Below are 21,950 nucleotides of genomic sequence, written 5' to 3'. Positions count from 1 at the left end.
GCGATGCAGGGCGCCAGATTGCTGCGCTTTATCGCGACGCTGATGCTGGGATGCGGCATGGCCGGAACGACCGCAGGCGCCGAAGAGCCGGGCGGGCCGCTCGTATTGCCTTTCGACGGTACGCTGGCCATCTGGGGCGGTGGTCCCATGAACGATCACGTTGCTGGCCGTCTGAAAAAGCTTGTCGGACCGCGCCGGGAAACCGTCTTTCTCACCGATAAGGCAGTCCCTCGGTCTGGCGAAGCGCCCCGTGATGCACATCTTGCCGGGGCGCGCAGGCTCACTCTCGACCAGAATGTGCAGCCCGACGCCGAAACCATCAAAGCGATCGACGAGGCCCACGCGGTTTGGATCGATGCTCCTGCGCAATCCGTGCGGCAACTAGTCCCGGCATTGCGCGAAGTGCTGGCGCGTGGAGGTTTTGTCGGCGGTACGCTCGCGCAACTCGATCTGCTGCCACGCGTGCGCATCGAAGGTGGCGAAATCGAGCGCGACACCCAGGCCATCGATCGCGCCCTGGACGCCGGCGACCTCGACGCGGCGTTCGCAGTGCCGGCCGAGACGCTACTGGTGATTGAAGGGCGAGACGTAACGTGCGTAGGTCGTGCGGCGGCCGCGTGGAGGCTGCCCGCGCCACGTTCCGCAAAATACGGTCACGCGGGGCGCGAAATTGTCGTGCGGCCGGAAGAAGAACAAGACCTGCTCACGATTCGACGCGCATCGCTGGCACGCCGTGAAGGAGACGTGCCAGGAGACAAGTTGCGGACGCCCGAGGTGGCACATGGATCGCTATTGATTTGCGGCGGCGGCGATTTGCCGGACAGCGTTTGGCAGCGGCTGATCGAACTTGCCGGAGGACCCGACGCGAAGATTGTGTTTTTAACCGCTTCGCTGCTTGACCCGGATGCGCCGAATCCCAAGGGTCTGCAGCTATTGCACAAGAATGGCGCGCGGGTTGTCGAAGTCGTGGCGGCTCGCACGCCGCAGGATGCAAATTCACCACGCTTTGCACAGGCGCTGCACAACGCTCGCGCGGTGTGGTTCACCGGCGGCAGGCAATGGAAGTATCTTGACGCGTTCCAGGGGACCGTGGCCGAGAAAATGTTTCGCGACGTGCTCGCGCGCGGCGGTGTCATCGGAGGAAGTAGCGCAGGCGCGGCCGTGCAAGCGGAGTACATGGTGCGGGGAAGCCCGCTTTCGAATCGAATCATCTCGGCCGAGGGTTACGAGCGCGGACTCGATTTCTTGCCGGGGACGGCGATCGATATTCACGTCTCGGAACGCGGGCGCTTGGAAGAGTTTGTCGGGCTGATTTCGCGGCGGCCGAATTTACTGGGCCTGGCACTCGACGAAAAGGCCGCGGTCGAGGTCCACGGTCATCAATTGACCGTGATCGGGCCGGGAGAAGCACGCATCGTCGATTTTCACGCCGGTCGTTCGCACATGATCGGCCTGCGGCGCGGAGAACGATTCGATCTGCAGACGCGGCAAGCGATTGATTCCGAGGCCGCGCAACCATCGGGCGACAACCGCTGATGTCGGGATCCGTGCGAATTCATGGAGTTCGTCGAGTTGCGCGATGGGGCAAATGTTGTCGCCCATGCTTGATCACGGCGAAATAAAAATCGACACCCTGCGGACCGTTTCGGGTTAAAGGATTGCATCGGCTCGCGACCACCGGCGCTGACACCGGTTTTGATCAAAGAAGCTATTGACAGACGGTCGATAATTGCAATAATCGTAAATCGATCGACTTGCTGAACATTCTAAAGAATGACGGCGAAACAGGTCGATTTCCCACCATTCGTGCGTAGCTGACTGGATCGACCGGAGGCGAGCGCTCCCGCATTGGCGAGTAGCACTATGCCGCGCTCATTCCTGGTGCCCACGAGTTTCTCACGCCCTCGTGGGTCACAAGCAATAGGACGTAGATTGCGTTGCTTGCGGGCGCATCTTGCCGCTCGGACCAGTACACTGAGCATCGTTCGCCTTGCGTCGCAACGTTCGTCTCTTTTGCCGCGGATCATGTTTTTCGATTCTGGCATCACGCGCTCAATTCATCTCGCGCTTGCTTTGCTCGCGAGCTCGGCCTTGTTTTTCTCCACGGCGTCGCTGGCCGAAGAAGCGCCTGGCGACGACCCTGCCGCCGGCGAGTTCTTCGAAAAGAAGATCCGGCCGCTGCTGGCCAGCAATTGCTACAACTGCCACTCGGCGAGCACGAATTCGCAAGGCGGGCTGCGAATCGACGATCGCAACGGATTGTTGATTGGCGGCGGACGCGGTCCGGCCATCGTGCCGGGCAAGGCTGCCGAGAGCTTGTTGATCTTGGCGGTCAGCCAGACCGACGATGACTTGAAGATGCCGCCGAAGAAGCAGCTGTCGGCCGAGCAAATTGCCGACCTGACGAAATGGATCAACGACGGCGCTGTCTGGCCCGGCACTTATGTGCATGTCGTGACCAATGAGCCGAACCCCGAGTACGAAGAGCTGCGCAAAACGCATTGGGCTTGGCAGCCGGTGCGCGATACGGCAGTGCCCACGGCGAGCGATGCATCCTGGCCGCGCGATCTGATTGATAATTTTGTGCTCGCCAAACTTGATGAGCGGCAACTCAAGCCGGTAGGCGATGCCGATCAGCGCACACTCATTCGGCGGCTGGCGTTCGACCTGACCGGTTTGCCGCCGACGCCGCAAGAGATCGACGCGTTTCTGTGGGACGCATCGAGTAATGCCTACGAGCAACTGGTTGATCGGCTGCTAGCCTCGCCGGCCTTCGGCGAGCGCTGGGGTCGGCATTGGCTGGACGTCGCCCGGTATGGCGAATCGACAGGGTCTTCGCGAAACCTGCCCTATCCGCATGCCTGGCGGTATCGCGATTACGTCATCGACGCGTTCAACAAGGACAAGCCATACGATCAATTCCTGCGCGAGCAGATCGCGGGAGATCTTTTGCCGGCCGGTTCGACGGAGGAGCGTGACGAGCACCTGATTGCCACAGGCTTTTTGGCGCTGGGCGTCAAGGATGTGAATCAGCGCTACAAAGTGCGATTCATCATGGACAACATCGACGAGCAGATCGACACGGTCAGCCGCTCGATCCTGGCGGTCACCGCCAGTTGCGCGCGGTGCCACGATCACAAGTTCGATCCGATCCCAACGGCCGATTACTACGCTCTGGCCGGAATCCTGCACAGCACCGAGTTGTGCGCGGGCTTGCGAAACAAGATGGGGGGCGGCGGCCTGGATTATTACGATTCGCAATTGCTGCTGCAGGTCGGCCCCGAGGTGGCGCCTGATCCCGAGGCCGAGAAGAAAATCGAGCAAGCCAAGCAGGCGGCCGGTGCGGCGAAAACCGAGTTCGAGGCGATCCGCGGCACGCCCGAGGGGGACGAACCTGGGCCGAACGGTCGGCCAAAGCGCAATATCGCGCGGCAAAAGATGCGCAAGATGCAGTTGGAATTGATGGTGCTAACGGACCCGATCGCGCAGGGGCGCGCAGCGGCGCTGGGCGTGCGTGATGCCGCGGCCGTTGGCGATACCGAAATTCGCGTTCGTGGCGAAGCCGAGAAGCTGGGGCCAGCTGTGCCGCGCGGTTTCCTGAGCGTGGTCGCAGTTCAGGGCGCGCCGAGCGTGAATCCCGCGCAGAGTGGCCGGTTGGAGTTGGCCGCGTGGCTGGCAAGTGCCGAAAACCCGCTGACCTCGCGCGTGATCGTGAATCGCGTCTGGCAGCATTTGTTCGGCGAGGGGCTCGTAAAGAGCGTCGACAACTTTGGCATTACCGGGGACACGCCGTCGCATCCGGAGTTGCTGGATCATCTGGCGGCGCGATTCGTACGCGAAGGATGGTCGATCAAGAAGCTAGTGCGTACTTTGGTTCTGACGCGCACGTATCGGCTGAGCGCGGACGAAGCTTCGACCAATGTGGCCATCGATCCGAGCGCGCGGCTGTTGTGGCGGCATCGCCCGCGGCGCCTGGGCGCCGAGGAACTGCGTGACACGATCTTGGCACTCGGCGGGCAGTTGGAGTTGTCGCGCCCCACTGGGTCGGCGGCGCAGGAATTTAAAGTGGTCGAGTTTCGAAACAACGGCCCCGAGGCGCGTCGCGTGGCCGAAGTCGTGGCGAAGGATACGCATCGCAGCGTTTACCTGCCGCTGCTGCGTGATCTGACGCCGGGGTCACTCGCCGCATTCGACTTCGCCGAGCAGGGCATGGTCACCGGGCATCGCGACACGACGACCGTCGCGCCCCAGGCGCTCTACATGTTGAATGATCCGTTTGTGCGGCGACAGTCCTTGGCATTGGCCGAGAAACTGCTGGCCCGCGCCGATCTAGATGAGCGTGCCCGTATCGACAGCGCCTACCGGCTGGCGGTGGGGCGTGCCGCCACGAACGAAGAAATCAAGCGCACGCAGAGTTACCTCGCAGACTATGCGGCGGTGGCGAAGGACGTACGGGCCAATTCGCCGGCTCCCACGTCCGTCTCAGAGCCCGTGGTTGAAGTTGCGGGCAAGGCCAAGCCGGCGCCGGCGAATCCCGACGAGGCGGACCAGACCGACGAGCCCGTCGTGGAAGAAGTGATTCAAGCTCCGAACGAGACCGCAGCGGCCTGGGCAAGCTTTTGCCAGGCGCTGATCGGATCGGCCGAGTTTCGATACGTGAAATGATTGCGAATCGACGTTAATCCCACGCGCCGTTTGCGCAGCGGCGCCTCACATGGTTCATAGGTTTACGAATGCTTGATATCTCGTCTCTCGGGGATGCGGGGCGCTCGCCAATGAATCGTCGACAGGCGCTGGGCACGGCCAGTGCCGGTTTCGGATACCTGGCGCTGGCTGGCATGCTGGGCGATCAGCGCGCCGTCAAGGCACGCGCCGCAACTGCTGATCGCGCTGCCCCGGCGCCGCTGGCGCCGAAGCAATCGCATTTTCCGGCCAAGGCAAAGCGGATCATCTTCTTGTTCATGCAGGGTTCCATCTCGCAGATGGATACCTGGGAATACAAGCCGCGCGTGCAAGAGGACGACGGCAAGGTCGGACCCGGCGGCGGCATTGTCACCGGATCGAAATTCAAGTTCGCCCAGCACGGTCAGACGGGTACCTGGGTCTCGGAGCTCTATCCGCATCTGTCGAAGCATGTCGACGACCTGTGCTTCGTCCGTGGACTGCACACCGACACGCCGGCCCATCCCGAGGCGGTGATGCAACTGCACACTGGCGCCGCGATCGTCAGTCTGACGCGCCCTTCGATGGGGGCCTGGCTGATGTACGGGCTCGGGACCGAGAACCAGGATCTGCCCGGCTATATCACGATCAATCCGCCGCCGAATTTCGGTGGCGCGGCGAACTATGGCAGCGCGTTTCTGCCCGCGCATTTTCAAGGGACCAAAATCAACGACCAGGGTTACCTGCCGAACTTGAAGGCGCAGACGGTCGCGTCCTTGCAGCGGAAGCAGATCGATCTGATCCAGGCGATGAATCGTGATCTGGCGCGCACACCTGGCGCGCCCGAGCAGCTCGACGGCGTCATTCAATCGTACGAGCTGGCCTTCCGGATGCAGGACCGTGTTCCCGAAATATTGGATCTATCGCGCGAGCCGCAATACATCCTGGACGAGTACGGCGTGAAGCCGGGGCCAGCGGGGAGCTTTGCCCGCCAGTGTCTGATGGCGCGCCGGTTGAGCGAGGCGGGGGTGCGGTTCGTCGAGATCTGCCAGCCCGGCTGGGATCATCACAACAATTTGCATAAGGGATTGATCTCGAATTGCGCGGCGACCGATCAGCCGGCGGCAGCACTCCTCACGGACCTGCAGCGCCGCGGGCTGCTTGAGGATACGCTGGTCCTATTCGGCAGCGAATTTGGACGCATGCCCACGGCCCAGGGGCCGGACGGCCGCGACCACAACATCACCGGCTATCCGATGTGGATGACCGGGGCAGGCGTAAAACGTGGCTTCTCGTACGGCGCCACTGACGAATTCGGGTTGCATGCGGTCGAAGGGCGCATGCACATGAACGACCTGCACGCCACGCTGCTGGCCTTGATGGGGCTGGACCACGAGCAGTTGACGTATCCCTACGCGGGACGCGATTTCCGCCTGACCGACGTAGCCGGCAACGTCGCGTGGGACATCTTTGCGTAAAGGGCGACGGCCAAACGTTGCCAGGCCCGAATCAACTTGCCAAGGCCACTGCGGGCCGTCGACTGCCGAGCGGCTCGGCGTCGCGCAATTCGTCCAAAATCTCGCTGCGAAGAACGCTTTCCAGCGCCGTGAGCGCGCGGGCCACGGGCGAGCCGTCGAGCACGCGGTGGTCGTATGTCAAACGAACGTCGAGCGAGCCGTCGGCATCGAACATGCCGTAGTTCAAAGTGGTCGTCAGCGGAGAAAGAATGTGCAGCCCGGCCGCACCCTGCGAGGCTGCGGCGCTGACGGCGAAGGTGCCGAAAAAGTGCGCCCGATAACCGCCGTCGCTGTACAGCCCGAGCGACCAGATCAAGCGGCGCACCGGCGCGGGCAAGCTGCTGAGCCGCATGGCCTGGCGAAATTCGGGAATGCTCTCCACGGGCGCTTGCTTGCGATGCCGAACCAGTGCGTCGAGTTCTTCAAGGCTCAAAAGCTCGGGCTGACGAACCTTGGCAAAGAAGACTCCTTCTTCGCCGCGATATGACCGCTCGAGGCTGAAGCTGGCCACATTGAAGGGATGTTCATACAGGTGCGGCCAGATATATGGCATATAGGCGCGGCGCAGCTCGGGACGCTCGGCCGAGACAATGGCGTAGGCCTTGAGAAAGATGGCGCACCAGCTGATGCGGTTCGGACGCAGGCGGCGGGCCGCGATCAGCTCGGCAAGCCGCATCCGCCGCTCGGAAGGAACGCTGGGGACGCGCTTTGCATGGCGCATCAGGTCGCATACGAAGCGGCGCTGCGCGGATAGCGAGATCCACCGCCCTTGCGGCGCGTCGACACCGGGAAGCTTGATCAGACGCATGCGATACCTTTCTCGAACAAAAGGACCCGAGTGACCGTGAGCGACACAACGGCCAGCCGCGAGATGGCAGGATGCTCAGGTGAACGCATGCCATGAAAGGCGGACAACGGCTCCATGAGCGCAGAAAGGCGCTCGACCCGCGGCACCAACCCCATGGGGGCGACGTTGCGAGTGTACCGGAAGCGCGGTGGCACTGCTGGATGGGCCGGCATGCGTGACCCGAACAGGTCTGCGCAGCGTGCCTCCGGAGGGTCCAGTCAGCGACGCAGCTAGGAAAATAACGGCGAACGGAGCGAGTTGCCGAAAACATGATAAATATAATAATCTTAGTGATCTTGTCGAATTATTTTCCTTGTCGACATGTTCAAGAGGCCGATGCTGCGATCTTTGGTAGCCCCGAATACCGGTTCGTTCAGTGGCGTGTTGAAGAACGCGCTCGACCTGACCGAGTTGGAAGACTGGCAAGGGAAGTTGATTTCCCTGATTGGCGTTTCAGGAGGCAGCATGGGCCCGCTCGGTGCGCTGTCCGGGCTGCGCGACGTGGGGCGCGGATTGCATGCCTGGGTGTTGCCGCGGCAAGTCGCAATCGCGGCCGCGCATAAAGTCTTCGACGAACAGGGGCAACCGCAGGACAAACTGCGCGACCGGCTGTTCAAATTCGGCCGCCTGACGGTGGAAACCCTGCACGGGCCGTTCCGGCACTCGTAACCTCGGTCAACGATTGTTCAGCGGGCGCTTGTAGATCGCCAAAAAGTCGACTACTCAATCCTCGGCTCGGGCGATTCGAGCGCTCTCCAGTAAATGTCGATGATGTCCTGAGCAAGCGTGAAGGGCAGACGCACGGCGCGGCGATGACGAAGAATTCGTCACCGCGGGACAATTCATCATCGCGCGGAAAGTAAGTGGAAGTTACACCGCCCTGAATTGCAGGGCTTTCACGGCAGCGCCGCGTAGTGGTCCGGCATTTGCAAAGGCTTGGGCGCCTGACGTTGGGTTCCCGCTAAACACGACTCAGGTTGTGCGGCTGCACTTCTACGAGCGGCAACCTTTGGCTCGACCGGCCGCCAGTTGCCCCGCGCTGGCCAGCGCTTGCGGTGCCTTGGCTCGACAGCGTTTGGCCAGTGCGGGTTCTTTCGTTCGACCGGTACACGGTTTGATCGTGCCGGTCGTCGTGAATTTTCGCTGCGCCTGATCATGCCCGACAGCGGTCTGCGAGCGTGGGTTTTCGGCAACGTTCGGTGGAAATCGCATTACGGCCGTATCCGGTTTTCGCCCCAAACGATTCGCTGAAGGTCCATCCGCCCCATCGCGTAAGTGGCTGCCCCGCATTGAGCTGCGCGAAAGCCAGGTCGTCCGGCGCACAGTCCAGCGAGCGGGCGGCATTTGAGTTGCATCTGGCCTGTTTCGTCGTCGTTTGCCAGACGTGGGACCGTGGGCAAAAGCCCGAGTAAACCGCATGACCATTAGTTCCGTCACCGAGCAGCGCCAGGCCCGCCGGCTGCCGGTCTCCGCGGAATGCCAAGGCGCGATCCTGCGCTGGCAAGACGCCGATCGTCCGGCGACGGTTGTGGAACAGTCGGCCGGCGGGTTAGCAGTGTGCCTCGACGGCGCGTGCGACTTGCAGCCGGAAGCGGTGGCCACGCTTTCCTGGACGCAGGGTTTTTGCCGCGTGCGAGTCGTCCATCGCCAGGAACAGGGCGACGTCGTACGTCTCGGGCTGGTGCGACTCGAAGATCTATATTCTGCGGCGGACATGGTAGCGCCGGGGCATTTCTGGCCCTCTTCTTCATCGCTCGCGCGTCCGCAGTTTCGCTCGAACTTCTGGTTCTACGCGATCACACTGTTTGTGTTAGGGGGCGGAATCGTCGCGATCGCTTGGGAAGTCATGCCATCAGGCGGCGAGCTCAGTTTGCAAACACCAACGACCACACAATCGCGGCGGAGCAACGCCGAGAATCCACATGTCACCGCGGCGGCGCGCCGCCGCTTGGCTGAGGCGACCGCGATAAACTCCAATCGACAGCCGAGCACGACGCGCGGCGGTGCCGGCTGGGCCGATACGGGAGCCTCGATGGCGACGGGGGCCGTGGATCATGTGGTGAATGCCGTGTCGGGCGCTGCGGATCGGGCGACTATCTCTTCGCAGGCGATTGCCAAGTCGACCGCAGGCGCGGTGGGTGCCCGAGTTATTGACGCCGCTGAAACGTTGCTGCTGGCCATACCACGCCATAAGGCGACGTTGCAACTTTCCGTCACTCAGCAGAAGCGAATCGATGCGATCCTGCGGCAGTCTCAAGACGCGATGCAGACGGTTTATCGCCAAATCGCGGAACTGGGAACGCAAGAGGTGATGAGCAAGGTTGCGTCGATCCGCCGGAAGGCTAGCGAACAGGTGTTCGCCGCTCTCTCGCCTGAGCAATCCGCCAAGCTGCGCAAGCTCGAATCGCGCCATTCGAAATAGCTGCCGGGGCAAACGTAAGCCTCGGGGCGCCGGCGATCTGCTCTTCGAGTTGCGCGGGTTTGTACCGGACTTCGGTTCGCGCCGGGGATATAATCCACGCCGACCGAGGCGGTTGCGCATCGACATTTTGATTTAGCGCGGGTGCCCGGGCTCGGAGGCACGCCATGCTTTGTCGAATCTCTCGCTCGTGGCTGTTGGCGACTATCGGCCTTTTTTCGCTGGCCTTCTCACTACGATCCGCATTCGCGCAAGTTAGCCTGGTGCGCGACGGTAAAGCGTACGCGGTCGTGGTGACCGCCGCCCAGCCATCGCCCGTGGCGACGTACGCTGCCCAGGAATTGGTCGCGCATGTGCGGAAGGCGACCGGTCAGCAGTTGGCCGTCGCGACCGAGGATACGATTCCGGGGGGTTACGAAAGCCGGATCTTTGTCGGCGCATGCGACGCGGCGCGAAAGCAAGGAATCGACTTCGATTCGCTGCAGGTCGAAGAGTACGTGCGGCGCACCGACGGTCGTGATGTGTACATCGTCGGTAAGGAACTGTTGCCCGAGCAGTATCACGGCACGCGTCCTTTGTATTCCGAGCCGTGGAATCCGCTCAGCATGGAATGTGTACACGGCGGAACGTTGTTGGGCGTTTATGATTTGCTCGAAGAGGATTTCGGCGTGCGCTGGCTATGGCCCGGCGATTTGGGCACGTATGTTCCGCCGTGCGAGACGTTGGTCGTTGCCGCCGGTGATCGAACCGTGAAGCCGCGATTGCTGTATCGCAACCTAGGCGGATGGGATCTTCCGCAGATCTTTCTGACGGGATCGTATTTCGGTCGAAAAATACCGCGGAACTATAAGGTCGGCGGAATCTCGGAAGCCGTCGTCAACAACCTCGTCTTTCCCACAGCGGATGCTGGATACACGTACGGCAAAGCGGTCGAGGTCTTTCATCGCCGCCACCGCCGTGTGACGCAGATCGAGAATCCGCGCGTCATTCTGGGGTCGCACGTCATCGCGGGAGTGACAGACTGGTGGGCCACGTATGGCAAAGAGCATCCCGAATGGTTTGCCCAACGCGCTGACGGAGAGCGTGGGCTGAAAACGCCTCGCGCCGGCGCCTGGACGCCGCTGTGCGTTTCGAATCCGCACCTGCAACATTTCATCGTCGACCAGGCCTGGGATGGCAGTGGCGTTCTGACGCTTGGCGAAGCCGATGCGGCTGGCGAAAGTATGTGCCACTGTGCCAACTGCCTGGCGTGGGACGGACCTCAGGAGACGGATGCTCCCGATTACTTGCGCCTGTTGAAGTACACGCCGCGTGCCGTGGGAGATCGCTACGCCCGCTATTGGAAAACGGTTTACGACCTGGCGGTGCCACGAAACGCCGACGTCAAAGTGGGCGTTTACCTTTATCACAATACGTTGCCTGCGCCGCAGACGGGCATCAAGCTGAACAAGAACATCTTCGGCGAGTTCGTCATCTACGGCGCGCGAGATGGCTGGTATCCCATGAGCGAGGAAGAGGATCGTTGGTATCGCGACCAGTGGCAGGGCTGGGCCGGCACCGGAATGTCGCTCGTGTACGGTCCGAACTACCTGTTGAACAGTTATGTGACGCCAAACGTCACGACGCGGCAATCCGGAGAGTTCTTTCGCTTTGCCTACGAGCATGGCATGGTCGGCACCAGCTTCCGCAGCTACGCGTTCAGTTGGGCGGCGCACGGCCCGATGGCGTACATGCACCACCGACTGCTCTGGAGTCCACAACTGACGATCGACGCAATTCGGAAGGAATACTTTTCGGCCTTCGGACCTGCGGCGGCAGACGTCGAGCGGTACTTCGACTATTGGGAGCATTACGCCGCGACGCGACCGACGATTCGCGATCTGGAAACCGATCCGCGCGGGGCGCTGGAGCGTTTGAAAAGAATCCGCGGGCACTATCTGGCGTATCCGAAAGAGGTTTACGCTCCGGCCGAAGCGATTCTGGCCATGGCGCTAGAGACGGCGCGGCAGGATCCGCTGCCGGAGTTTGCCGCGCGCGTGCAGTTCTTGCAGGCCGGATTAAAGCACGCGCAGTTAGCGACCCGGCTGCAGGATTTTCTGGATTTCGAGAGCGCCGGTGCCGAGCGAGGCGCGACTCCCAAGGATCTGGCCCGACTTGCGCAAGCACGGCAGTCGATGCGCGAGTTGATCGCTTTCCGGCACGATCCCCGCAACATGTTCGTGTCGGACTACATTAGCAATGCGACGGTCGAGAAGAATCAGATCATCGATATCGAGTTGCTGTTCAGCGACAAGGCAGGTACGAACAAGCCGCTGTTCAAGGATGACGCGCAGTAGCGTGTGAGTCTGGTAGCTCGGCCACGATTCGGAAAAAACTCTGCCCGATTCTTGACAGAGAATACCTAACCTAATAAATTAGGTGACACGGAGGCCGCATTTCATGAATCCGACCGATCGTGAACTCGAGATTCTCAAGGTCCTGTGGGACATCGGCGAAGGAAGTGTGCGCGCCGTTCACGAGCAGATGGCCGTGGCCGGCGATCCGCACTTCAACACGGTGCAGACGCAATTGCGCATCATGGACCGCAAGGGACTGGTCGCGCATCGCCGCGACGGGCGGACGCTGATCTACCGACCGCTCTATAGCCGGGAACATGAATCGTCGCGGTTTCTGAAGCAGGTCTTCAACGGCTCGCTCGATCAACTCGTGCTGAGCATGCTGTCGGCCGAACGGGTGAAGCCGGAGACGCTCGACGAATTGGAAGAGCTGATCAAGGACGCGCGCAAGAAGGGACGAAGCAAAAAGCGCTCGGACAACGATTAAATACGCTGAGGCCTAAAATGCGCCTGCTGGAGAAAGTGACATGACCTCGCTTTCCGCGTACACGTGGCTGCTGCATGGAATTCTGGCGAGTACGTTTTTATTAACGCTCGCCGCGCTCGGGGTGTCCGTCTTGCGGCAGCCGGCCGATCGCCTGCGATTGATTCAATGGGCGCTGGTCGGCACGCTGGCCGCGCTGGCGCTGCTGGGAGTACCGCAGCTCGGAGCATTCTCGCTTGGGCTGTTACGTTTCGGCGAACCTGTCGCGGCGCCGCGTTCTGCTGAACAATCTGGGACGACGGACATCTTGCCGGCGACTCCTGTGTCAACAATGAATGCCGATGTGGCGATCAACGCACCGGCTCTCGAACCTTCGGAAACGACTGTCTCCGGGACGAATCTTGCCGAGCCGCGCGACGCTGGAGAATCTTCGCAGACGACGGCCGCGGTGCCGGACCGCGCGCCACGCTGGGAGCTGATGAGACTGCTGCCGATCGGCGTGTGCGTGGCCTATGGGCTGGGAGTATTTGTGTTCTCAATTCGTTGGGCGAGCGCGTATCGGCGCCTGTCGGGCCTGCGGAACAGGGCTCGCCAGGCGTCGCCCGAGGTCTATGCCGAGCTGTCGCGAATCGCTGGGCCGCGGGCGCGGCCGGTGTGCCTGCTGGAAAGCGACCAGATTGCCGGACCGGTGACTTGGGGCGTGCTGCGACCGGTGATCATGATTCCGGCAAACGTCGTGCGTGAAGGCGATGTCAGACGGTTGCGCTACTACCTGGGACACGAGTGGGCGCACGTGGTTCGTCGCGATTTCGCGACCTGGCACTTTGCCACGTTCCTGCAGATGCTGCTTTTCTATCAGCCGCTGTTCTGGTGGCTGCGCGGTCGACTGGCCGTGTGCATGGATCAACTGGCCGATGCGGACGCATCGGAGCAGGGAAGCTCGACGGCCGATTATGCCGAATTCCTGGTCAAGCTGGCCCGGCTACGGCTAGCGCCGAACTCGCAACTGATGTTGGGCATGGGGGACCGGCGGTCGACGCTGCGCGAACGCATCGTGTTTTTGCTCAATGATATGGCGCGGCCGCGGCCGACGTGTCCGCGCGGCAAAAGCCTGGCGATCGGCGCGGCGGTATTGCTGCTCGTCGTATCGGTGTCGGTCGTGCGACTTGATGCCGGCGCGGCGCCGGGAGGCGAACCGACACCGAACAAGGAAACGCTCGTTGCAGCACTCTCGGCCGAAGACAAGCCGGCGGAAGATCAAAAAGCTTCGCCTGCACCCGAATCAACGAAGGATGTGGCAAGCATTACGTATGACGGCATTGTGAAAGATGCGCTAACCGACAGTCCGATTGAAGGAGTGCAGGTCGTCGTCTGGCACAAGCTCAGCCGCGATCCGAAGACGGGGGGCTGGAGCACTCTCGGAAAAACCGAGCATATGACTGACGCCGCGGGACATTATTCCTTTACTCTGCCGCCCGAGGAAGTGGCGGACGACAGTCTGTACATCGAGGTCGAAGCGCATCATCCGACCTATGCGTCCAAGGGACGTAGTGGCTATTCGCACGCGATGATTCGCAAAAACCTTACGAAGGGAGAGCCGCCATTCTATTCGACGATCAAGCTCTGGTCCGGCGAGCCGATCACTGGCACGGTCGTGAATCCAGAAGGTGAGCCGCTGGCGGACGTCGAGATTTCGATGTACGCGGTGTCCGATCATTCCAAGAAAAAATTTGGGCGCGGTTCGTTCGAAAAGACGAAGACCGACGCCGCCGGCGGGTTCCGTATAGTGCCACCAACGCCAGGCGACGGTGTGTTGTGGATCAGGCCGGCTGAAAACGCGCCGCAAGCCCACCGAATCGGGAATCGTCGCGGGGACTGGGGCCGACTGGTGATGGAGCACGGAACCGCGGTTCGTGGGCGCGTGCTGGATGCTAAAGGGGCGCCGGTCGCCGGCGTGCGCGTTGAAGCGCGTGCTAAGAGCGATGGCGAGAAAGCGGACGAATTCCTGCGCAGCAATGCCGTCGCGCAGGGTATCACGCGCAATGCTGTCACGGGCCCCGATGGCGAGTATGCGTTATTGGCTTTGCCTGACGGAGAATACAACGTCCGGATGGAACCGAATCACAAAGAGGGTGAGTACGATCCGCCGCCGCTTGAGCAGGTCTTCTTGCAGACGAAGTTAGCGATCGTGGATGGCAAGGCGCCGGAGCCGTTCGACATTCGCGCCGTGCCGCACGTCGTGATCCGGGGAACCTATCTTGATAGCGCCGACAAGCCGCGCCGGGGACACGAGTTCCACCTATTCGGTCGCATGGACGGGCAGTTTTATTTCGCCAATAGCTCGACCCCTGGCCAGGATGGCAAGCTCATAGCGCTGGCGCCCCACGGAGCGGATGTCGAGCTCGATCTGTCCACGAACGAGCACAGTTCGCTGCGCTGGCGCATGTCGCACGACGCGCCGCTGCAGCGTGGTCGCCGCGTGAAGCTGGGAGTTATGGAAGAGGACCTGTCCGGTTTTGAGATCATCCGTTACACAGCCCCGATTCTGCTCGTGAAGCCCGTCGATGAACAGGGAAACGTACTGCCTGATTGCCAGCCGGTTTTGAACTACACGCGAGAAACAGACGGCAAGGAGGAAATGACCGCCTATACCACCGGCGGCCACGTTAGCTTCGAGAAACAACCCGACGGGCGATGGCGCAGCTCGCAACTGCTGCCGGACGAACCATTTTCGATCGATCTGAAGAAAGAAGGTTACGCAACGACCGCGCAGAAGCTGTCGCTGGCCGAAGGCGAGGATCGTGAAGTCGTGCTCGTGATGAAGAAAGAGGCCGCGGCCGCGAATGGCGATGCGGATAAACCGGCAGTTGCCGACTTTATAGAGGAAGAATGAAGAATGGATGCCGCTTTGGCATGGGCAGCGGTGTCTAAGTTCCGATCTGGCAACGAACGTAAATCTCTTGATCGGCGGGCGACAGGATGCGTCGAACGTTGCTAATCGCCTGGTGTTGCGCAGGGGCTCTGTGCTGGGGCCCCTGGTTCTGCCTGCCCGGGGCCGTGGCGGACGACTCCGCAGAGCCGAGCGAGTCCCCCTTCACTCCCTGGACAGAGCCGGCCTCGAGGAATTTCATCGACGAGCAGATCTTTGCCCACCTTCGTGAGCACGCGATCGTGCCGTCTGTCTTGTGCGATGACGCCACATTCTTGCGACGACTCACTCTGACGACCATCGGGCAATTGCCGACTCCGGCCGACGTGCGCGCGTTCACTGCGGACAATGATCCCCAAAAGCGCAGTCGCAAGATCGACGAATTGCTCGCGCATTCGCTGCACGCCGCGGTCTGGGCGACACGTTTTTGCGACATCACGGGCAACAGCATCGAAACTTTGGAAGAGCCTGCGGAGTTAAAGCCGAAGCGGGCCCAGATGTGGTACGAGTGGCTGCGCCGGCGCCTTGAACGCAACGTGCCGTACGACCAATTGGTGCGTGGCATCATTACCGCCACCAGTCATGCCGCGGGGGAAACCGAGAGTTGGATCGATCGCGAGGCGACGCTTGTTCTTCAAGCCCGCGCCGGTTTCGAATCCGATTATGCGGAACGCGAGGTTCTCGATTTGTTCTGGCGTCGGAAGAACGTCGAGGACAAGTACCCGGTCGAGCAGATGGCCGAACGGATTGCCTCCAGCTTCTTGGGAGTACGGATCAATTGTGCCCGCTGCCACGACCATCCCTTCGAACGATGGACGCAGCAGGATTATCGACAGTTTGTCAGCATCTTCTCCCGGGTTCGCTTCGACATGTCGCCGGAGCTGCGCGCCCGAGTGACGGTCCGGATCGAGGCGCGGCGTCGGCAGGTGGCCGAAGGAACACCGGTCGGGCGTCCGTTGCCCAGCGTGCGCGAAGTCTATCTGGCCGATACAGCCACGGCCGGTTTTGCCGGAGACGGGTTAATTCCGAAAGCGCTGGGCGGACCTGAACTGGGGCCGGTGCCTACTGCCGGTCAGCTGCAGCAATTGCGCGACGAACGCGTGGCGCTCGCGGACTGGCTGTGCGATGCGCAGAACCCGTTCTTCGCGCGAAACTTTGTGAATCGTGTATGGGCGTACTACTTCGGGCGTGGGCTGGTCGAGCCGCTGGACTCGATCTCGGCAGCCGAGGCTTCGCCGCACTCGCAACTGCTGAACCAACTGGCGGGCGATTTCGTCCAGCACGGCTACGACATTCGATGGCTTGAGCGGCTGATTCTGAATTCGACGTCCTGGCAGTTGTCGTCCGAGCCCAACGATACGAATCGCGGAGATCGGGATTATTTCTCGCGCGCGTATGTGCGGATGCCGCCGGCTGAAACGTTCATCGATATGTGGTGCGGCGCGACCGGCATCAAGCCTGACTTCGGCGGCAATGTTCCTCAGGACATTCTCGCCGTAGAAATCGCCGCCAGTAGTTTGGGAAGCAACCGCTGGGATGGCGTCCTCACGCTCTTCGGGCGATCGAAGCGTACGCAGACCTGCGACTGCGAGACGACCAACAGTCCGTCGATTCGCCAGACGTTGGCTTTGATGAGCGACGAGAATTTGCTGGCTGATCTCTCGGCGGGAGAGCTGGGCCCGTTACTCGACGCCGGGTTGGGAACGGACGAGATCATCGACGAGCTGTTCTTGCGCACGTTGTCACGTCTGCCAACTGACCGGGAACGGACCGCTGCCGCCGAGGCCACTAGGCAAGCCGATGATCGGCGCTTGGCGTTCGAAAGCATCCTGTGGGGACTGGTCAACACGCAAGAGTTCATCACCATTCACTGACCATGAAACGCGCGACGCGTTCCAGGAAGAGGGTGTTGTCATGAGAAATCGCGCATCGACGGGCAGTCGTTGTTCGCGGCGCACGCTGTTGCAAATCGGCTGGAGCGGATTGCTGGGCGTGGGGTCGGCCGATTTGCTGCGCGCAGAATCCACGCCCGAGCGGATGTCTGCGCGGGCCACGGGGCTGATCATGATCTGGCTCGGCGGTGGGCCGGCCACGATCGATATGTGGGACCCCAAGCCGGACGTCGCGCGCGAAGTGCGTGGCGAGTTCGATACGATCGAAACGGCGTTGCCGGGCGTCCGCTTTAGCCAACACTTGGCGCGCACCGCAGAAATCATCAACCGCGGTGTGTTGATGCGCTCGCTGCACCACAACATTCCCGACCACACGCCCGGCGCACAATATGTCATGACGGGTAACAAGCCCAGCGCCGCACTCACGTATCCTTCGATCGGCTCGCTGGCGGCGAAGCTGCTACCGACCAGCGCCGGCATGCCGCCGTATTTCACGATCGGCGAGGCCGCCAACACCGGCGCCGGGTTTCTGGGGGCCGCGTACGATCCGTTTCGCTTTTCGGCAGCGAAAGCGATGAGGACAAAAGACCAGCCTGCGAATGACCTCAACGGCGTTGTTCTTCCGGCTAGCATGAGCCCGGCACAACTGGACGAGCGCCGCCGCATGCAAGAGCTGTTCAATGCCCGGTTTGTCGAGCGCCATCGCGAAACGGATCTGGTGCCGACGTTTAGTCGATTCCAACTGGACTCGCACGACATTCTGGCATCGAATCGAATTGGCAGTGCCTTTGATCTGACTGGCGAATCCGAGGCCACGCTTGCGCTGTATGGACAAGGAGAAGTGGGGCGCAGCATGCTCGTGGCGCGCCGGCTGATCGAGGCGGGGGCGCGCTTCGTAACGGTCGGCACTTCCGGCTGGGATACGCACGTCGATAACTTCTCCACGCTGCGCCGGCTGCTGCCGCCGCTGGACAAGGCGCTGGCGGCCCTGGTTACCGATTTGGACCAGCGCGGCCTGTCGGACAAGACCTTGCTGCTGTGCGGTGGCGAGTTCGGCCGCACGCCGGTCGTGAACAACACGGCCGGCCGGGACCATTGGTCGCGTGTTATGACCTGGTTCGCCAGTGGCGGTGGGCTGAAGCGCGGATACGTGCATGGCAGTTCCGATGCGCGTGGTAACGATCCGGCCGATGCCCCTTGTTCGCCCGACGATCTGGCGGCGACCGCACTACAACTGCTGGGCTTTCCGGCAGACAGTCGTGTGACAACGACGGCGGGCCGCCCGGTGAAGCTGTTCGAGAGTGGACGAGCGATCGGTGCAATCATGGCCTAGCCGGCGGCCGTGCGGGGCCGGCTTATTCTCTTCGTGCGCTCGGCAAGTTATCGTTGGAGGCTTGGCGAGCACTCGCGCCTTTATTTCGCACGTCCCACGCACCAGGATTTCGCAACCATGAAGAATTCGTCCGCTTGGCTCGTATTCGCGTTGGCCTTGGTGATGTCGCATCCCGTGCTGGCCGCGGACAAGGTGCAGCCAGTACGCATGGGTTGCGGCAAGATGACCTTCGATACGGTGCCGGGCTGGGGGCTGTTGCCCGACGGGCGCTCGGCACTCGGGCCAACGCACGGCTCGGTCGTGATCGACAAAGAAGGGAATATCTACACCAGCGCCAATAAGGGCGTCGTCGTCTTCAATCCCGATGGCAAGGTGATTCGCTCGTTCGTGGACGACAAGCATTCGAACATCCACGACATGAAGATCCGTGACGAGGATGGAACCGAGTACATCTACGGAGCACGCAACAACGACGCCGAGGGAATCAAGTTCAACGCCCAGACCGGTGAAATCGTGTTGCGGCTGGGTTTTCCCAAGGAGTCGGGACTGGACCTGAAGAAGTTCAACCCGACCGCGATTACCATGGCTCCCAACGGCGATATTTTCCTGTCGGATGGTTACGCTAGCAACCACATCTTTAAGTTCGACAAGACGGGCAAGTACCTGATGCATTTCGGTTCGCCCGGAAATGACCTCAAGCAGTTCAACACCGCGCACGGCATGACGCTCGACACGCGGTACGACCCGCCGCGGCTGTTAATTTGTGATCGCAATCACGAGCCGAAGGGACGATTGCTGCATTACGATCTGGATGGGAACTTCATCGCCGAAGTCGTGACCGGGCTCGGAATGCCGACGTCGGCCGTCGTGCAGGGGGACTATGTGTCGGTGCCGGATCTGCACGGACGGCTGGTGATTCTCGACAAGAGCAACACGATCATCGCCGTGCTGGGTCATAATGCCGATCCGGCAGCGCGGATGAATTTCAATGTCCCACAGGAACATTGGATCGAGGGCATTTTTTCCGGCACGCACGGATCGAGCTGGGACAAGGATGGGAACCTGTACGTGCAAGACTGGAACGTCGCGGGGCGCATCATGAAGCTGGTGCGGGTGCAATAAGTAGGCAGTAAGCAGCGGGCAGAAAGCCCGCGGCCGCGTTTTTTTGTCGACGGGACTTGATCCGGGTCTGTTTCAGATTGATAACCGAAGGGTGCCAACCGCCGTTAGGCGCTCGTTCCTCCCTGCGCCCAAGGAGATGATCCGATGAAGATGAAATCTTTTGCTGCGACTCTGGTCCTGTTTTCGTTGTCGGACTGGACTATGGGGGCAGACAACTCGAAATCGGAAGATGCGCCGAAGAAAAGTCCTCAGTCAGTTGTTTACGATGCCGATTCGGCGTTCGAGTTTTTGAAGACGCTAACCGGCGAGTGGGAACGGTCCGGAGGCGATCACGACCACGGCGGCAAGTCGCATGCGGTCAACTTCCGGCCGACAGCAGCCGGCAGCGCTGTGATGGAGACGATTTTCGAAGGCGAGCCGATGGAGATGATTTCGATCTACCACATGGATGGCGACAAGTTGTTGCTCACACATTACTGCGCGTTACAGAACGCGCCGATCTTGCGCTTCGAGAAGAGCAACAAGCCGGGCGAGATCAAATTCGTCTTCCAGGGCGGAACGAATTTCGACCCTGCAACCGACGCACACGTCCACGAAGGGACCATGCAAATCAAGGATGCGAATACCTTGGATTCGTCCTTCGTTGGCTACAGCGGGGGTAAGCCCGGCGAACGCCCACACGGAACGCTCAAGCGCAAACCAGCGAAGGCGGCCGAGTAGCGACCGTCGTGATTGCGTAAGCTGTATTGCGCGGCGAAAGTATTTGGCCCGCGAAAGATATCCCGGTGTTGCCGTGCAGCGCGAGCGCGCCATGGTGGCAATTTGTCTCGGATGTTGATCCCCACCGCGCGCACCTGAAATGGTGGGGGTATAGTTGCCGGGATATCTTTTGCCCAAATCGGCGTTTGGGCAGGCGCGCGGGCGACTCGATGGAACGAAACAGGCCAAAGCCCTTGCCGGTTCTCTCCCCGCAAGGCCGGGTATTGCTGCCGCTCGTCACGGCATTGCTCTGTTTCGCTTTGGCAGCGGGCTGTACCAACTATCGCGCCTGTGTGCCGACCGGATTGCTGGTCTCCGGTGCGGCGGTCGACCTGAATTCGACGGGAGAGACCGATTACGCCCAAGAGCACGAGACCTTTCTAGCGGCCTTCGCGCGAATCAAGCCAGCGCATCCGGAAGGGTTGAACCCGGCGGGCAAGAAACACAACGTCCTCGCGCTCTCGGGCGGCGGAAGCTATGGCGCATTTTCGGCGGGAATCCTCAATGGTTGGACCGCCAGCGGACAACGCCCGCAGTTCGACATTGTCACCGGCGTCAGCACCGGCGCCCTGATCGCGACGTACGCCTTTCTGGGACCGCAATACGATGGTGCGGTGCGGCAGTTTTATACTCATACGACGACCGCGGATGTTTACCACAAGCGTCTGAAGCCGGTCGCCTTGTGTTCGGACGCGTTCGTGTCGTCGGCGCCGCTGGAGCGCGCCATCGCGGCCACCGTGACGCCGCAATTGTTGTGTGAAGTGGCCCAAGCGCACGCCCAGGGGCGCCGGCTGTTTATCGGCACGACGAACCTGGACACCGGCCGGCTGGTGATCTGGGACATGGGGGCGATCGCGGCAAGCGGTACGGCGGACTCGCTCGCGCTGTATCGGCAAGTGATTCTGGCGTCGGCTTCGCCCCCTGGCTTCTTTCCGCCCGTGCCGATTGATGTCTCGGTCAACGATCAGCGCTTTACCGAGATGCATGTCGACGGCGGCACCACGGCGCAGGTCTTCTTTCGCGCTTCGTTGGTCCCGATCGACGCGTCCGAATTCGCCGGCGGAGCGCAACCGCTGGCCGGCTCGTGCGTGTATGTGATTGTCGCGGGCAAATCGTTTCCCGATCCGAAGTGCGTGGAAGATCGCGTGCTGAAAATTGCCGGCCGATCGTTGAGTACGCTGACGCACGCACAGACGCGCAACGACCTGGTGCGCATCCACACGTTGACGTTGGTCACGGGCATGGACTTTCGCATGGCGGCCATCCCTCAGGATTGGCCGATCCCGGAAGACAGCATGGCGTTCAACCCGGCGGCGATGTGCAGCCTGTTTGAACGCGGCTATCAATTAGCACTGGCCGGGCGCGAGTGGCTCGATCTGCCGCCGACACTCGAACCGTCGCAGCAGAGCATACCGCGCTCCGGAACGCGCTTTGCCACCCCCTAGGTGGGCGTCTGCGATCGAGCGTCGCCGTAGCCCAGATTTTACGGCTCATCGTGCCATGGCGCGGGTTAATGTCCATGCGATGGGTCTAAATCCCTCGCCGTCAGGCGAACCCTTGAGGTTTTTCGGTTTGCTATGATCGGGTGATGGAAAAGTACCGGACTGGTTCGCATAGTCGCTTCGACCTGAAGTACCATTTCGTGTGGAT

The 21,950-nt window shown here is 61.4% G+C and carries 15 protein-coding genes; 13 read left to right on the top strand and 2 right to left on the bottom strand.

The annotated features are described in order from the left end of the window. Positions 1-3: 3 nt before the first annotated feature. The 3 genes from VGN12_25590 (at position 4) to VGN12_25580 (ending at position 6,140) form a co-directional block, all read left to right on the top strand. Entirely contained in the window at positions 4-1,536 is a 1,533-nt protein-coding gene (locus tag VGN12_25590) for a cyanophycinase (protein HEY4312849.1), read from the top strand. A 555-nt stretch (positions 1,537-2,091) separates the two neighbouring features. Then, positions 2,092-4,665 (top strand): PSD1 and planctomycete cytochrome C domain-containing protein, encoded by a 2,574-nt coding sequence (locus tag VGN12_25585; GenBank protein HEY4312848.1) that lies wholly within the window; start codon positions 2,092-2,094, stop codon positions 4,663-4,665. A 110-nt stretch (positions 4,666-4,775) separates the two neighbouring features. Next, the gene (locus VGN12_25580) at positions 4,776-6,140 is read left to right on the top strand and encodes a DUF1501 domain-containing protein (protein HEY4312847.1); all 1,365 of its coding nucleotides are present in this window, start codon (positions 4,776-4,778) and stop codon (positions 6,138-6,140) included. A 31-nt stretch (positions 6,141-6,171) separates the two neighbouring features. Here the strand turns inward: VGN12_25580 and VGN12_25575 are convergent, their stop codons facing one another. Then, positions 6,172-6,987 (bottom strand): hypothetical protein, encoded by an 816-nt coding sequence (locus VGN12_25575; GenBank protein ID HEY4312846.1) that lies wholly within the window; start codon positions 6,985-6,987, stop codon positions 6,172-6,174. 375 nt (positions 6,988-7,362) lie between these two features. On the opposite strand from VGN12_25575, the gene VGN12_25570 reads away from it, so the two are divergent. Continuing rightward, positions 7,363-7,695 carry an NAD(P)H-dependent oxidoreductase gene (locus VGN12_25570; GenBank protein HEY4312845.1) on the top strand — a complete coding sequence of 111 codons (333 nt, stop codon included), beginning with the start codon at positions 7,363-7,365 and terminating at the stop codon, positions 7,693-7,695. Positions 7,696-8,019: 324 nt separating this feature from the next. Here the strand turns inward: VGN12_25570 and VGN12_25565 are convergent, their stop codons facing one another. Next, complete coding sequence (locus VGN12_25565) at positions 8,020-8,238, bottom strand: hypothetical protein (GenBank protein ID HEY4312844.1); 219 nt, start codon at positions 8,236-8,238, stop codon at positions 8,020-8,022. Positions 8,239-8,443: 205 nt separating this feature from the next. Between VGN12_25565 and VGN12_25560 the strand changes: the two genes are divergently transcribed. From VGN12_25560 to VGN12_25520, 9 genes are all read left to right on the top strand, one after another. Beyond that, positions 8,444-9,448, top strand: a complete 1,005-nt coding sequence (locus VGN12_25560) for a hypothetical protein (protein ID HEY4312843.1) — start codon at positions 8,444-8,446, stop codon at positions 9,446-9,448. A 164-nt stretch (positions 9,449-9,612) separates the two neighbouring features. Beyond that, complete coding sequence (locus VGN12_25555; GenBank protein ID HEY4312842.1) at positions 9,613-11,781, top strand: DUF4838 domain-containing protein; 2,169 nt, start codon at positions 9,613-9,615, stop codon at positions 11,779-11,781. Positions 11,782-11,884: 103 nt separating this feature from the next. Then, positions 11,885-12,268, top strand: coding sequence for a BlaI/MecI/CopY family transcriptional regulator (locus VGN12_25550; GenBank protein HEY4312841.1), 384 nt, complete (start codon positions 11,885-11,887; stop codon positions 12,266-12,268). A 40-nt stretch (positions 12,269-12,308) separates the two neighbouring features. Then, complete coding sequence (locus VGN12_25545) at positions 12,309-15,158, top strand: carboxypeptidase regulatory-like domain-containing protein (GenBank protein ID HEY4312840.1); 2,850 nt, start codon at positions 12,309-12,311, stop codon at positions 15,156-15,158. An 86-nt stretch (positions 15,159-15,244) separates the two neighbouring features. Next, entirely contained in the window at positions 15,245-17,068 is a 1,824-nt protein-coding gene (locus VGN12_25540; GenBank protein ID HEY4312839.1) for a DUF1549 and DUF1553 domain-containing protein, read from the top strand. 40 nt (positions 17,069-17,108) lie between these two features. Beyond that, positions 17,109-18,419 carry a DUF1501 domain-containing protein gene (locus tag VGN12_25535; protein ID HEY4312838.1) on the top strand — a complete coding sequence of 437 codons (1,311 nt, stop codon included), beginning with the start codon at positions 17,109-17,111 and terminating at the stop codon, positions 18,417-18,419. 117 nt (positions 18,420-18,536) lie between these two features. Next, positions 18,537-19,541, top strand: coding sequence for a hypothetical protein (locus VGN12_25530; protein ID HEY4312837.1), 1,005 nt, complete (start codon positions 18,537-18,539; stop codon positions 19,539-19,541). A gap of 144 nt (positions 19,542-19,685) precedes the next feature. After that, a complete protein-coding gene (locus VGN12_25525) occupies positions 19,686-20,261 on the top strand; it encodes a hypothetical protein (GenBank protein HEY4312836.1) in 576 nt (191 codons plus the stop codon). A gap of 209 nt (positions 20,262-20,470) precedes the next feature. Continuing rightward, entirely contained in the window at positions 20,471-21,745 is a 1,275-nt protein-coding gene (locus VGN12_25520) for a patatin-like phospholipase family protein (GenBank protein HEY4312835.1), read from the top strand. The last annotated feature ends 205 nt before the right edge of the window (positions 21,746-21,950 follow it).

The sequence above is a fragment of the Pirellulales bacterium genome, assembly GCA_036499395.1.
Lineage (GTDB): Bacteria > Planctomycetota > Planctomycetia > Pirellulales > JACPPG01 > JACPPG01.
This window is presented reverse-complemented; position numbering and strand designations above follow the sequence as displayed.